The organism is Bacillus sp. AL-1R (genome assembly GCF_052180195.1).
GTDB lineage: Bacteria > Bacillota > Bacilli > Bacillales > Bacillaceae_G > Gottfriedia.
This window is the reverse complement of the sequence record NZ_CP197469.1, coordinates 2,549,456-2,562,568: the sequence shown is the minus strand read 5'-3', so window position 1 is coordinate 2,562,568 and position 13,113 is coordinate 2,549,456. Positions and strand designations below refer to the sequence as shown.

12 protein-coding genes are annotated in these 13,113 nt (G+C 30.3%); 9 read left to right on the top strand and 3 right to left on the bottom strand.

Going from position 1 to position 13,113, the window contains the following annotated elements:
- Nucleotides 1-657: an FMN-dependent NADH-azoreductase gene (locus ACSBO6_RS12020; RefSeq protein ID WP_498843431.1), complete on the top strand. Its 657-nt coding sequence runs from the start codon at nucleotides 1-3 to the stop codon at nucleotides 655-657.
- Between the two features lie 146 nt (nucleotides 658-803).
- Entirely contained in the window at nucleotides 804-1,511 is a 708-nt protein-coding gene (locus tag ACSBO6_RS12015) for a lysophospholipid acyltransferase family protein (RefSeq protein WP_098846821.1), read from the top strand.
- 186 nt (nucleotides 1,512-1,697) lie between these two features.
- On the opposite strand, the gene trhA is transcribed toward ACSBO6_RS12015, so the two are convergent.
- Complete coding sequence (gene trhA / locus ACSBO6_RS12010) at nucleotides 1,698-2,324, bottom strand: PAQR family membrane homeostasis protein TrhA (RefSeq protein WP_098846822.1); 627 nt, start codon at nucleotides 2,322-2,324, stop codon at nucleotides 1,698-1,700.
- 210 nt (nucleotides 2,325-2,534) lie between these two features.
- Here trhA and iadA point away from each other — a divergent pair, with 210 nt between their 5' ends.
- The 4 genes from iadA (at nucleotide 2,535) to ACSBO6_RS11990 (ending at nucleotide 6,319) form a co-directional block, all read left to right on the top strand.
- Nucleotides 2,535-3,701 carry a beta-aspartyl-peptidase gene (gene iadA / locus ACSBO6_RS12005; protein ID WP_098846823.1) on the top strand — a complete coding sequence of 389 codons (1,167 nt, stop codon included), beginning with the start codon at nucleotides 2,535-2,537 and terminating at the stop codon, nucleotides 3,699-3,701.
- A gap of 150 nt (nucleotides 3,702-3,851) precedes the next feature.
- Nucleotides 3,852-4,898 carry a BMP family lipoprotein gene (locus tag ACSBO6_RS12000; RefSeq protein ID WP_498843430.1) on the top strand — a complete coding sequence of 349 codons (1,047 nt, stop codon included), beginning with the start codon at nucleotides 3,852-3,854 and terminating at the stop codon, nucleotides 4,896-4,898.
- A 159-nt stretch (nucleotides 4,899-5,057) separates the two neighbouring features.
- Entirely contained in the window at nucleotides 5,058-5,243 is a 186-nt protein-coding gene (locus ACSBO6_RS11995) for a twin-arginine translocase TatA/TatE family subunit (RefSeq protein WP_098846827.1), read from the top strand.
- A gap of 233 nt (nucleotides 5,244-5,476) precedes the next feature.
- The gene (locus ACSBO6_RS11990) at nucleotides 5,477-6,319 is read left to right on the top strand and encodes a DegV family protein (protein WP_098846825.1); all 843 of its coding nucleotides are present in this window, start codon (nucleotides 5,477-5,479) and stop codon (nucleotides 6,317-6,319) included.
- 48 nt (nucleotides 6,320-6,367) lie between these two features.
- Here the strand turns inward: ACSBO6_RS11990 and ACSBO6_RS11985 are convergent, their stop codons facing one another.
- Nucleotides 6,368-7,291 (bottom strand): MBL fold metallo-hydrolase, encoded by a 924-nt coding sequence (locus tag ACSBO6_RS11985; RefSeq protein WP_498843429.1) that lies wholly within the window; start codon nucleotides 7,289-7,291, stop codon nucleotides 6,368-6,370.
- A 170-nt stretch (nucleotides 7,292-7,461) separates the two neighbouring features.
- Between ACSBO6_RS11985 and ACSBO6_RS11980 the strand changes: the two genes are divergently transcribed.
- Nucleotides 7,462-8,046: an SCO family protein gene (locus ACSBO6_RS11980; RefSeq protein WP_098843716.1), complete on the top strand. Its 585-nt coding sequence runs from the start codon at nucleotides 7,462-7,464 to the stop codon at nucleotides 8,044-8,046.
- A 138-nt stretch (nucleotides 8,047-8,184) separates the two neighbouring features.
- On the opposite strand, the gene ACSBO6_RS11975 is transcribed toward ACSBO6_RS11980, so the two are convergent.
- On the bottom strand, nucleotides 8,185-8,670 hold the full coding sequence (locus ACSBO6_RS11975) for an Hsp20/alpha crystallin family protein (RefSeq protein WP_498843428.1): 486 nt from the start codon (nucleotides 8,668-8,670) through the stop codon (nucleotides 8,185-8,187).
- A 260-nt stretch (nucleotides 8,671-8,930) separates the two neighbouring features.
- On the opposite strand from ACSBO6_RS11975, the gene ACSBO6_RS11970 reads away from it, so the two are divergent.
- Nucleotides 8,931-10,844, top strand: a complete 1,914-nt coding sequence (locus tag ACSBO6_RS11970; RefSeq protein ID WP_498843427.1) for a DUF8727 domain-containing protein — start codon at nucleotides 8,931-8,933, stop codon at nucleotides 10,842-10,844.
- Nucleotides 10,834-12,705: a hypothetical protein gene (locus ACSBO6_RS11965; protein WP_498843426.1), complete on the top strand. Its 1,872-nt coding sequence runs from the start codon at nucleotides 10,834-10,836 to the stop codon at nucleotides 12,703-12,705. Before ACSBO6_RS11970 ends, ACSBO6_RS11965 begins: the two co-directional genes overlap by 11 nt.
- Nucleotides 12,706-13,113 lie beyond the last annotated feature (408 nt).

The window sequence follows — 13,113 nt, the reverse complement described above, 5'->3', positions numbered from 1 at the left end:
ATGAAAAAATTACTTTATATTACTGCAAATCCAAATGCAATTGAAAATTCATTTGGTCTATCTGTAGGGGAAGCATTTATTAATGAATACAAAAAAGAAAATCCTGAAAATGAAGTTATTCATTTTGATTTATTTAAAGAAAATGTTCCTATGTTAGATGGAAATGTATTTGATGCATGGGGCAAATTAGCAAATGGTACAGCTTTTGAAGAATTAAGTGCTAATCAACAAGCTACTTTAGCTGCTATGAATCGTAACTTAGAAATTTTCACTGAAGCTGATGAGTATGTATTTGTTACTCCATTCTGGAACTTTAGTTTTCCATCAGTTGTAAAAAACTTTATTGATAATATTTCAGTAGCTGGCAAAACATTTAAATATACTGAAAATGGTCCAGTTGGTTTACTTGAAAATAAAAAAGCTTTACACATCCAAGCAAGTGGTGGCGTTTATTCAGAAGGTCCTGCAGCTGGAGTTAACTTCTCTAGCCCATACTTAACAACAATTTTAAACTTTGTAGGTGTGACTGATGTAACGACATTATACGTTGAAGGTATGGCTGCAATGCAAGATAAAGCACAAGAAATTAAAGCAAATGCAATTGAAAAAGCGAAAGTTCTTGCTGCAGAATTCAGTAGTGCAAAAGTTTCGAACTAAAGATTCACTAAATAAAGGGATTGGCAAATAAAAGCCGATTCTTTTTTTTATTCTAGTTTTTATTAAATAATCAGGATGGATAATACTTTTCAAGTGGTTGGGCATTTTGTATAATAATTAACATACTCAATTATCGGAGGATTATTATGTTTCGCACAATATTTGCTGCAACACGAATTGTCATTGGTGTAATTGAAGCAAAGCTAAAATTATCATCAGTAAAAAAAATACCAAAGGAATTACCTGTACATGAAAAAGATCGTATAATGCATCAATTTCCTGATTATTTTGGGAAAATGATGATTGGTTGTACTGGTAGTAAAGTAAAGGTTGAAGGGATCGAAAATATTCCTAGAGACGAGGGAGTCCTATTTGTAAGTAATCATCAAAGTAATTTTGATATTCCATTATTATTAGGATATTTAAATAAGCCTATAGGATTCATTGCAAAAATCGAATTAAAAAAACTGCCGATTGTACCAGACTGGATGGAACAAATGCATAGTGTATTTATGGACAGAAAAGATCGAAGACAATCACTTAATGCGATTAAAGAAGGCATAGATAAACTGAAAAATGGCCATTCATTAGTTATTTTTCCAGAAGGTACTAGAAGTAAGGGTAGTCAAATGGGTGAATTTAAATCAGGTAGTCTCCATTTAGCCACAAAATCAGGGGTTCCAGTTATTCCTGTAAGAATTGAAGGGACTTATAATATTTTAGAAGCTAACGGTAATCGAATTAAACCAGCAAATGTCACACTTAAAGTATTCCCACCAATTTATCCTGAAAAAATCGGAATAACAGATCCAAAAGAATTAACTAACTATATTAAAGAGATTATTGAAAACTAAAAGCGCTCATTTAGAATGAGCGCTTCAGTATGTAGACAAAGAACAAAAAATCTGATTTTCAGACTGATTGAAAGCGCTTGTCTTTCGAGGTGAGGAGCTTAAGTTACCTTAGACGGTAATGAGCACCGCTCAACAGGCGAAGCAACGAAGAAAGCGAGCGTTTGTCAACAGTCTGAAGCGCTTTTTTTACACAACGAATTTAATAATACAAAAATACATAGATGCACTACCTAATAATACAAATAAATGCCATATTGCATGACTATATGGCCAGCGTTTGATTAGAAAAAAAATTGTACCGATCGAATAAAATATCCCTCCTAATAATAAGTAGAAAAATCCTATTCCAGATAATCCTACATAAATAGGCTTAATTGCAAACATCATTAACCAACCCATTATTAAATAAACAATAGTTGAAAAAAATTCAAACTTATTAACATAAATAAATTTAAAGATTACACCTGAAACTGCTAAACTCCAAATAATTGCAAATAAGGACCAGCCAATCTTCCCTCTTAATGTTACGAGTAAAAATGGTGTATAAGTTCCTGCGATTAATAAATAGATTGCAGAGTGATCTAAAATTGTAAATAGCCTAATTAGCTTTGGGTCCCTTACACTATGAAGTAATGTTGAACAAATATAAAGTAAAAACATAGACAACCCAAAGACTGTAAAAGAAATTAAATGCCAAGGAGTCCCTTTATCCATAGCTTTACAAATTAAATAATATAATGCTGGAATACTCAGTACTGCTCCAATCCCATGAGTAATAGCATTTGCTAATTCTTCTTTCATTGCTCTACTCATAAAAATGCCTCCTATTTTAATTGAATCATTTTTAACTATGAGAGTATTATGAACAAATCTAGAGATTTAATGTTTTCAATATTTTATAGCTGTATGTATATTTTGAACGCTTTTTTTAACAGTTACTAAAAAACAAGAATGATTCATAAAACAGACAGATGTGGTAATCTGAAAATAAAGGAAAAGAAAATTATTAAATCGGAGGTATGTATGTTACTCATAAAAAATGGAGAACTTTTTACACCTAAATCAATCGGCAAAAACGATATTTTAATATCAAACGAAAAAATTGAGTATATTCATGAAGAAATAGATATTACCTCATCTTCGTTACCTATACAAATAGTTGATGCATCTGCCTACTATATTGTGCCTGGCTTCATTGATGCACATGTTCATCTTATTGGTGGCGGTGGTGAAGGTGGCTTTAAAACAAGAACGCCAGAATTATTGTTGTCTGATTGTATTAAAGGAGGAATTACTACTGTAGTAGGAGTAATTGGAACAGATGGGACAACAAGAACAATGGCTAGTCTGCTCGCAAAATGTAGAGCATTGGAAGAAGAGGGGATTACTTCATTTGTCTATACGGGCTCATACCAAACACCTGTCAAAACATTATTTTCCAAAATTGAAGAAGATATCATCCTAATTGATAAGATTATCGGTGTAGGGGAAATAGCCATTTCAGACCATCGATCATCTCAACCGACAAAGGAAGAATTTGCAAGAATAGCCGCACAAGCTCGAAATGGAGGCTTGCTTTCAGGAAAGTCAGGAGTTGTGAATGTACATATAGGCGATAGTAAAAAAATGTTATCAATGATCGAGGAGATTGTCGAAGAAACAGAATTACCAATTACTCAATTCTACCCAACACATATTAATCGCAATAGCTATTTATTTGAAGCAGGAATTCACTTTGCTAAAAAAGGAGGGTTTGTTGACTTTACAACTAGCTCAATCCCACACTTTTTGAATAATGGTGAAGTGAAATGTAGCGTAGGTTTAAAAAGAATGCTAAATTCAGGTGTTAGCATTGATCAAATCACTTTTACCTCTGATGGACAAGGTAGTCTACCTGATTTTGATGAAAATGGTATACTCCGAGGCATGAAGGTTGGAAGAGTAAGTAGTTTATATAACGAAGTAAGAGACGCAATAGTAAGTGAGGGCATCAAGATTGAAGATGCAATAAGTGTAATCACTAAAAACCCAGCCAATATATTAAAATTACAAAAAGGACAAATTAAAAATGGATACGATGCAGATTTAGTTTTCCTAAACAAAACCTCACTAGAAATTGAAACAGTCATTTCAAGAGGAAAAATAATGATGCAAAATAAAGAAGTATTAGTTAAAGGAACATTTGAATAAATAGTAAAACAGGAAGTATCTATTATTTCCTGTTTTTTTTATTCAGATCAAAAAAAGCCTCAATTTTCCTACTCAATCTACTTTTCAACGAATAAAACAATAATCGTAAATTCATACTAGAAATAATTGTATTCGAATGAGGTGAATGATTTGTATAAAAAAAAGGCTGCATTAATCCTAATTTCGATCATTGCAGTCGTCATTTCGGCTTGCAGCAATAATCAAGAATCTAGTAATACTTTCAAAATCGGAATCGTTTCAAATTCAAATGGAAAATACAACAGTTATTTAGACTCAATTGCAATGAAAGGCATTTCTAGATTTGCAGAAGAGGAAAATTTAATAAAAGATAAGAATTATAAACTCATTTCAACAAATAGTACAAAAGGGTTTGAAAAGAAAATTACAAAAATGGCTGATTCTAATTATGATTTGATAATTGGAATAGGTAATAATTTATCTACTGTATTGAATAAGGTTGCTGAAAACAATAAAAGTACTAAATTCGGTGTGATCGATTCAAGGGTTGAAAAGCCAAATGTAATTAGTATTAATTTTACTGAACAAGATGGAAGTTTTTTAGCCGGAGTAATTGCAGCAATGAAAACAAAAACAAAAAAAATTGGATTTATCGGTGGAGACGACAACCAAATAATAAACAGATATAAATATGGATTTATATCTGGAGTAAAATCAGTAAATAAAGAAATAGAAGTTTTAACAGCCTATTCAAATACTTTTAATGAGCCTAAAACCGGTTCAAGAATTGCAAACGACTTTTTTATGAAAGACGTTGATATTATTTTTCCTGTAGCGGGTTTAACAAGTAAAGGCGTATTTACTTCTGCAAAAAAGATTAGAAGATCAAACCAAAAGGAAGTATGGGTCATAGGAGCTGACCGTAATGAGAATAAAAACGGTTTACCCGAAAACGTTACTCTTTTCTCACTGGTGAAAAGAATTGATCAGGCAGTATATGATCTAGCTAAACAAACAAAATCAAATGAATTTCATGGTGGTAAAACATTAATTTATGGTTTAAATGAAGATGGTATAAAATTAAAAATGGCGGATAATAATGTTGAGGAGCCAATATTAGTAAAGGTTAAAGAATATAAGGAAAAAATTCAAAAAGGTGCTTTAGTGGTACCTAGTAATAAAGAAGAGTATTTACAGTTTAAAGAAAAATTAATTTAACTAGAAAAAATATAAAATAATTTTATTATGTAAACTAAAGTTAAATTATTTATTAAAATTCCTTGAAATTATTTGACGAATGAACAAATTTTTGACAATATTACTATATAAGGAAAGTTTGGTACTTACTTATTAATAGTGAATGGAAGTTGGGGGAAAATAATGGCTAACATAGGTTTTCCAGGTTTAATTTTAATTTTAATTTTAGCATTAATTATATTTGGACCAAAAAAATTACCTGAAATCGGAAGAGCATTTGGAGATACACTTAGAGAATTTAAGCGTTCTACACAAGGTTTAACAAATGATCTTTTAGAAGACAAAGACGAAAAGAAAACCAAATAATTCAGTAAAAAGACTCGGTAAAGTACCGAGTCTTTTCTTTTGGAATAGTTAGTTTCATCTCACCTATCTAGTCTCTTTAATATCTTAAAACTCTCATCATGTCAATATGATTTTTTAAAGAAATAGTGAAATTTTAATGGAACTTTAATATTTACTGTTAACTGATAATAAAAATGATATAATGAATTTGCTTTGCAAAATTTGTAGAATTTTAGAAGAAAGATGTGAATTGATTGGCAAATATAAAGATTGTAACTGACTCAACGGCCGACTTATTAAAAGAAGAAATAGAAAATTTAAATATAACAGTCATTCCTTTAACTATACAGATAAATGGTGGTACTTATTTAGATGGAGTTAATATCTCTCCAAAACAATTTATTGATGAAATGCAACAATCAGCTGAATTGCCTAAGACATCTCAACCAGCCGTAGGAAAATTTGTTGAAACATTTGAAAAATTGACAGCCGATGGAAGTAAAGTCATTTCAATTCACTTATCAAGTGGTTTAAGTGGTACTTATTCAACTGCTTGTGTTGCTGCGGGGATGGTTGAAGGGGATGTAACCGTTATCGATTCTGCTTTTATTACAAGAGCAATGGCTTTTCAAGTGATCGAGGCAGCACAAATGGCTGAAAACGGATCCACAGTTGAAGAAATTGTGAACCGACTTAAGGAAATTAAAAATAGTACGTATTTATATATTATGGTAGATACACTTGAAAATTTAGTTAAAGGCGGTAGAATTGGTAAAGGTAAAGCATTTATTGGTTCTTTATTAAATATTAAACCGATTGCATCACTTGAGGGTGGCGTTTATTCTCCAGTTGGTAAAGTGCGTAGCCATCAACAAGTCGTAAAAACTTTAACGAAATATTTTGAACAAGACACACTCGGAAAAACGATTAAAGGTGTAGCTATTGCACATGCAGATGCTATAGAGCTTGCAGAGAATCTTAGAAATTCAATTCAACTACTAACGAACATTGAATTAGATGAATCTAATTATACAACGCCAGTAATTAGTACCCATACAGGAAAAGGAGCTATTGGGTTCGTCTTTTATGCCGAATAGATTATTTACCATATGAAAAAAGAAGAAGCATAAAATGACTTCTTCTTTTTATTTCCAACGATTGGGGTGTATTGTTTCACCTAATAAAGAAATTTTAAGCTTTTCAGGTTTTATTTTTTTCCTTTTCCATTCAGAACATAATCGCTCTAGAGCCTCAAAAGGTGTATCATCTGCAAGTTTAAATGTTCCGTAATGCATTGGGATAAATAAATTTGCATTTAAATCTAAAAACGCTTGAACAGCTTCTTCAGGAGACATATGGTTGTGTTTCATAAACCATTCTGGTTCATAAGCTCCAATTGGAATGAGTGCTGTATCAATTTGAAATCTTTTACCGATTTCTTTGAATCCTGAAAAATAAGCACTATCACCAACATGATAAATACAATTATTAGAAGTTTTGAATACAAATCCACCCCAATGTGACTTATTTTTGTCAAATAAAGTTCTCTTTGTCCAATGTTGGGAAGGTACAAATGAAACGTTGATCCCTAAAAAGTTCTTTGTCTCCCACCAGTTCATTTCATGGACATTTTTAAAGCCTTTACTAAAAAATTTTTGTTTTAACCCGATTGGTAAAATAAATTGAGTTTTTTTAGGGAAATGCCGTAATGTATTAAAATCTAGATGATCATAGTGACCATGAGAAATACAAATTATGTCAATTGGCGGTAATTCAGATATAAGTATTCCTGGTTTTGACAATCGCTTCTTTAAAGCCATTTGATTAGCATAAACAGGATCAGTTAATATATTGACTCCTTTTATTTGAATTAAAAAAGTAGAGTGTCCAATCCAGGTAATAGTTGTTTCATTACGATTTGATTTTAAATAGGAAATTTTTTTATTGCTACATTGTTGAATTACATTACTATAATCTTTTTTAGTCTTACTTCTTTCGATTCCGCATTTGATAAAATCTTTAAAAGTTTTACGATAACTTGTGTCTAAATTTTTATATTTTTTTGCCATTATCAGTCTTCCTTTCAAGATTCTTTATCAATATATTTAGTTTAACGATACTTTGTAACAGTATCATTTGAAAAATTTTAAATATATATGTTAATTAGTTTAAATTATTAGTTAGAAACTCTTGGTTTTTGATACAATGGACAAGTACAAAGCAACATAGGGGGATAAGTATGAAGAAAAATACGGTATTTGTGACAATAATCTTGACGTTATGTCTTGCATTATTAAGTGGTTGTGGAAATAAAATTGATAATCCGTTAAATTGGGATTTAGAAAAATTTACATACACTAACCAGGACGGTAAGTCTTTTGGGACAAAAGATTTAAAGGGAAAAGTGTGGCTAGCAGATTTTATCTTTACAAGTTGTGAAACAGTTTGTCCGCCAATGACAGCAAATATGGTAAAACTTCAACAAAAGGCTGCAGCGAAGAAGTTAAATGTAAACTTCATCTCATTTAGTATTGATCCTGAAGTAGATACACCACAATTATTAACTACATACGCAAATAAATTTAATGCTGATTTTAGTAATTGGAATTTTTTAACAGGATATTCTCAAAAACACATTGAAAAATTTGCTTCTGAAAATTTTAAAACAATTGTAAAAAAACCTGAAAACAATTCACAAGTTATCCATGGTACTAAATTTTATTTAATTGATCAAAACGGAAAAATCGTCAAAGATTATAGTGGTGTAAGTAAAGTGCCATTTGATGAGATTTTATCTGATATCGAGATTTTGACAAGCAAATAACGCTGCGTATAAGTAAAAAAATTTATTAGTAAAAAACTGAGTTTCTAAAAGATACTCAGTTTTTTTTATTGAATTTAGTTATTTGTGATGTCGTTTTAAAATCTTTAAATTTCACCGGATTTGCTTTTTTGATACTTTTTAGTCTAAAAAGATTTGTTTTTGGTATTCAGGTAATTTTTTACCTTTTATAACAAGCATTCCGTTTTCGTATGATGCACTTGCAGTTGTTGCATTAATTGGATAAGGTAATTTTACGATTCTTTGGGATTGGCTATAAGAATATTTTTTATAGGAGTAATTTGATTGATCATTTTGTACTTCAGTAGTCGAATCAGTTTTTAAGCCAATCGTTAAAATTGTACCTTCAAGGTCCATATATATTTGTTCTTTACTGACACCTGGCATACTTGCTTGAATGATTAATTCTTCACCATTTTCAATGATATCTACTCCGATTGAGGAAAAAACTCCATGCTTATGAAAGAATTTATCAATTTCATCAAAAAGACCTCTAATAGGCGACTGATCAATTAGATCATCCACCTTTTTTAAATAATGTTGAAAATCAATAGATGAATGACTTTGTTTTTCATCTTGAGCGTTGTTTTTTTCTTTTTCACTCATATTCATACCTCCTATCATTCCGACTAACGCAGTATATGTAAAGAGCTTAAACACTGTGCATGTTTAGCCACTAGATTTTTTTTAGATGAGTATCAATTAATAAATAGTATTTCTTTAATTAAAATTTTAGATTTTGTCCATGCACTAAAACACTTAGGTTTACCTGTGTGTTTTTAATTGTAAAAAGGCCGTATTATTCATAAATTCAATACAATGAACGTAAAATGTAGGAGAAATGTCGGAAAGTGGGGGAAATGACTTTGAAATTAAAACGCGCATTGACCCAGAAATTAGCGAAAAAAATTCACAACTTTTTATTCCTTGGAAAAATTGTTACAGAAAGAGTAGTGGGCCAAGAGAAGCAGAGCTTACTGTTTTATGAAGATGAAGATCATATTCGTTTTTATGTTGAGTGCTTATCTCCAATTCCAGCAAAATTAAAAGCTAGCTTTTCAACTCAAGATGTTTTGTTTGTAGGGACAACTGCAAATAAAAATAATGAAAGTAAAATAAAACCACTAATTAAAAGTAAGAAAAAAGATGACATAATTGAAGGTTTAAAAAAATTTTTTGATTCTAAATTAGTTATGTTTCGTCTTGAATATGCAAATGAAGTCATCACAGCAGATTTAGTTGAGTTTTTTGATGGGAAGCGGGACACTACCTATCATCTACTACCTGTCATTGAACTTAGGGGAGAGGGAAAGCGAGAAGAGGTCGAAAACCGACTAATCAAAGGATCGTTGCCAATTCATTTGCCAAAATATTTTAATGATTTTGATCAACCAGAATTTGTTTTTTATGAGAATAGACTATATGGCAATTTGTTTTTGAAATCGATGATGAATGATATCAGTTACTTAGAAAAACAAAATGAAGTTACATTTCTAGATTATGATGAAGATGAACTTAAAAAGTCCTTTATTCATTTAAATCATTTAATTTATTTTATTCCCCAAAAACATTGGGAAGAGTTGAGTAAAAACTTTAAAAAAGAATGTAAAGAACTTATTTATACGCAAGAATTTACTGAGAAACAAGCTTTTCCAATTGAGTGGAGTAATGATTCTGAAAGTGCATTTATTGAACGATTTTATCAAAATTGTTTGCAGCAAGGCTTGTTATATGAAAAAAAAGACATTATTAATTTTCATATATGTTGTAAATTCCAAGCTCTAACAATTTTAGGTGGTGTAAGTGGTACAGGGAAGTCTCAATTAGCCCGTATATATGGCGAAACGTTAGGGCTTGAATTTGGGAAGGAGTTATTATTTGTTCCAATCTCTCCGTCATATCGAGAACATTATGATTTATTAGGATATTTAAATCCTCAAACTGGTATTTATATAGATTCTGAGACTGGTTTAACGAAATTACTAATCGAAGCTGAACAATTTCCACATAGGATGTATATGGTGATTTTTGATGAAATGAATCTTTCTCAAATTGAACATTGGTTTAGTAAATTTCTATCAATTTTAGAAATGCCTCAAGAAAAGAGAGTCATTACCTTATTCCATGATCATAATGTAGTCATTAATCAGTATTATAAGCCTAAAGTTAGAATAGGAAATAATATTATTTTTGTTGGAACAGTTAACTTTGATGAAACTTCAAGTGAATTTTCTTTAAGATTGTTAGATCGTGTAAACATCATCTCACTTAGATCTACGTCATTCGTAAATTATGCAGAAAAAATGACTAATGAAAATATTTATGAGGCTGTACCACAAATTTATATCAATGCAGAAAATTATAGTAATTGGACAAAGAAAACCTTAAGTGCATCTGAGCTTACAAGTGATGAATTAAAGTTTTTTGATGAGTTTAATAAAATAGTTGAACAATCATTAAGCGAGAGAATTATTTCTCCACGTATGATAAAAGATTTATCCAATTATTTAGCAAACATTCCTACACTTCCTTCCCATATTCAATTCGAACGTAGAGAAGCAATCGATCTCTTTGTTAAACAACGCGTATTAACGAAAGTTAGGGGATTATTTGCTAATTTAGAAGAATTAATTGGTACAGGTGAAGGGAACGAACAAGAAGGGCTCCTAAATATGGTCATGAAATCTAATCTAGGGAGATCAATTTCTGACTTTGAGTATTCCATGAAAGAATTGAAAAAGAAGAGAAAGCAGCTGGAGATTGATGGTTATGTCAACTAATAATAGTCCTGAAATTTTTGAGCCTCTTTACCTACCATTTACGATCGCAATTCTTGTCGGAACTAGGGGGAAAGAGGAAAAAATATCTCTAGATGCACTCACAATGAACCCAAAAGAGGCTTACTTATTTGCCTATGAAATACAAGAATTAAAAAGATTTTTATTTCAAGTTGATGGAGATTTTGACGGTGAAATAACGTTTATTTGGAATAATCTTTATCATTTTCAACAAGAAAACCTGGATGATCAGCAGTATGTTTTTACATCTGAAAAAAGAAAAATATTAATATATGAACATGGTAAAACCGAGAATGCTTATCCTTGGAGATGTGGATATTATGAGTTTTGTATTATTTATCAAGATCAACACTTTTACGGAATGATTAAAATAGTACCGAAAAATTTAGATTATGATCAATTAGAATGGATGCATTCAACATTAAATCAACAAATTAACGGAATAATGAATGACTCACAATATTTTAAAAAATCATCCGCTTCGTTTACTCAAAATGGAACAATGTACTTTTGGCCAATTATACGATTTATCGAGGCAAATGAAGAGAGATTACTAGTTGCAATTCAACAATTTATTAGTAAATTAAAGCGGAAACAAAAAAAGGAATATGAATTAAAAAGGCAAGTAAAAAAAATAGATTTTAATACAATTAGATGGACATTATTGCATCCAGCAATTTCAAATGCAACTAATTTAACGATGCAACCAGTTGTTCAAGAAGAAAATTATATTGATGAAATAAAATATGCTAAAAATAAAGTTCGGAAATTTCTACTTACAATTGAAACGCTATTAACCTTTGTAAAATATGAATTAGTAAAAGATAAAAATAAAATGGATCAAATTGATTTCCAAGTGAAGGATATTGAAAAAATGATTCAGAATGTAGTTGGGAATGGTTCAATAACTGATCGAGAAAAGGCAAAATATAGACAATCAAAAATGTTAAAAGAACTAGAATTAGAAAAATTAACTAAAAGCGTTTCGGAAAAAGAACGCATTACGAATTCCTTGGAAAAACTGTATGAAGTCTATTTTAGAGAATATACAATTGGAATCTTTCGCATAGCCACAGATACTGATACTTCGAAATATCCAGCTAGTCCATCGAAAGTATTTCTAAATTTTATTCATTCCTTAAGCTTGTTTGATAAAAAGGTAAAGGAATACGGAAAAAAACAAATGCTTTTACCTGTTTATAAGCCAACTTTTTTACTATATGAATATTTTGTCTTTTTCTCATTATGTGATATTTTCTTAAAGCTAAAATTTAAAAATGATTCTGAACCATTAGCCGAACAGATTTTAATGTATATAAAAGACGATGAATTAATGGATGGGGCATTTGTGACGTTAGAAAATAAAAGTTGGATTATTAACTTAGTTTATAACGAAATTATTGAGGGAAGTCCACAAGTATCACTGTTAAAAGGAACAAATTTTTTTAGTGGTGAAGAATCGAAAAAACCAGATATAAGATTAGATTTTTATCGAAAAAAAAATAAAGAATACGTCGCTTCGATCATTTTTGAAATTAAATATAGTCCAATGTTTAATATTTATCAACCAGTAGGGAATACAAAGGCAATGGAACAAATGTATAAATACTGGGGCCTTAAGTATGTAGAACGTGTTAATGGAAAAATGACATTTGTGCGAAAACCGATTAATGAAGTGATTTGTTTATATCCGGGGAGTAATGTTCATCGTAAAGTTCTCGAAGCCGGTTGTGGTACTTATATTCAGTTTTATCCTAAGAAAAAGGGCGATGATTCTTATGAACTAGTAGGAGAAAGAGAGTTAGTAGAAATAATAAACAGAACTCTCGAAGAACTTAGATAGTCAAAAATTGAACAGTTAGCGGTTCAATTGTATTTGTAATGTTTGAAGAAAATCAACTGAAAATTTTCTGTGCCCTTTACCAATCGATGGCATTGGGCATATTTTTTTAAAAGAACTTTGACATTTTCATACATTGTTAACTTTATATAGGATGAAATTAAATTTCGATTGAAAACTGACAATAAAGTATTTTATCTATACTAGAAAACTAATTATAAGATAATTTTGATTTCACAAATTATACATATTTAGTTATGTAAGCGTTGCCAAAAGCTAAAATTTACCATACAATAGAGCCATATATAAACAGACCTATAATAAAATAACTAAATAGAATGAAAGAGATCATATTAATATTTGGTATAAACGGTGTTTTATGAACGTAAGATAATAATATTTATATAGGAA

What these genes read in the sequence shown, in the direction of transcription:
- ACSBO6_RS12020 (WP_498843431.1), top strand. Translation starts at nt 1, where the DNA reads ATGAAAAAATTACTTTATATTACTGCAAATCCAAATGCAATTGAAAAT.
- ACSBO6_RS12015 (WP_098846821.1), top strand. Translation starts at nt 804, where the DNA reads ATGTTTCGCACAATATTTGCTGCAACACGAATTGTCATTGGTGTAATT.
- trhA (WP_098846822.1), bottom strand. Translation starts at nt 2,324, where the DNA reads ATGAGTAGAGCAATGAAAGAAGAATTAGCAAATGCTATTACTCATGGG.
- iadA (WP_098846823.1), top strand. Translation starts at nt 2,535, where the DNA reads ATGTTACTCATAAAAAATGGAGAACTTTTTACACCTAAATCAATCGGC.
- ACSBO6_RS11985 (WP_498843429.1), bottom strand. Translation starts at nt 7,291, where the DNA reads ATGGCAAAAAAATATAAAAATTTAGACACAAGTTATCGTAAAACTTTT.
- ACSBO6_RS11980 (WP_098843716.1), top strand. Translation starts at nt 7,462, where the DNA reads ATGAAGAAAAATACGGTATTTGTGACAATAATCTTGACGTTATGTCTT.
- ACSBO6_RS11975 (WP_498843428.1), bottom strand. Translation starts at nt 8,670, where the DNA reads ATGAGTGAAAAAGAAAAAAACAACGCTCAAGATGAAAAACAAAGTCAT.
- ACSBO6_RS11965 (WP_498843426.1), top strand. Translation starts at nt 10,834, where the DNA reads ATGTCAACTAATAATAGTCCTGAAATTTTTGAGCCTCTTTACCTACCA.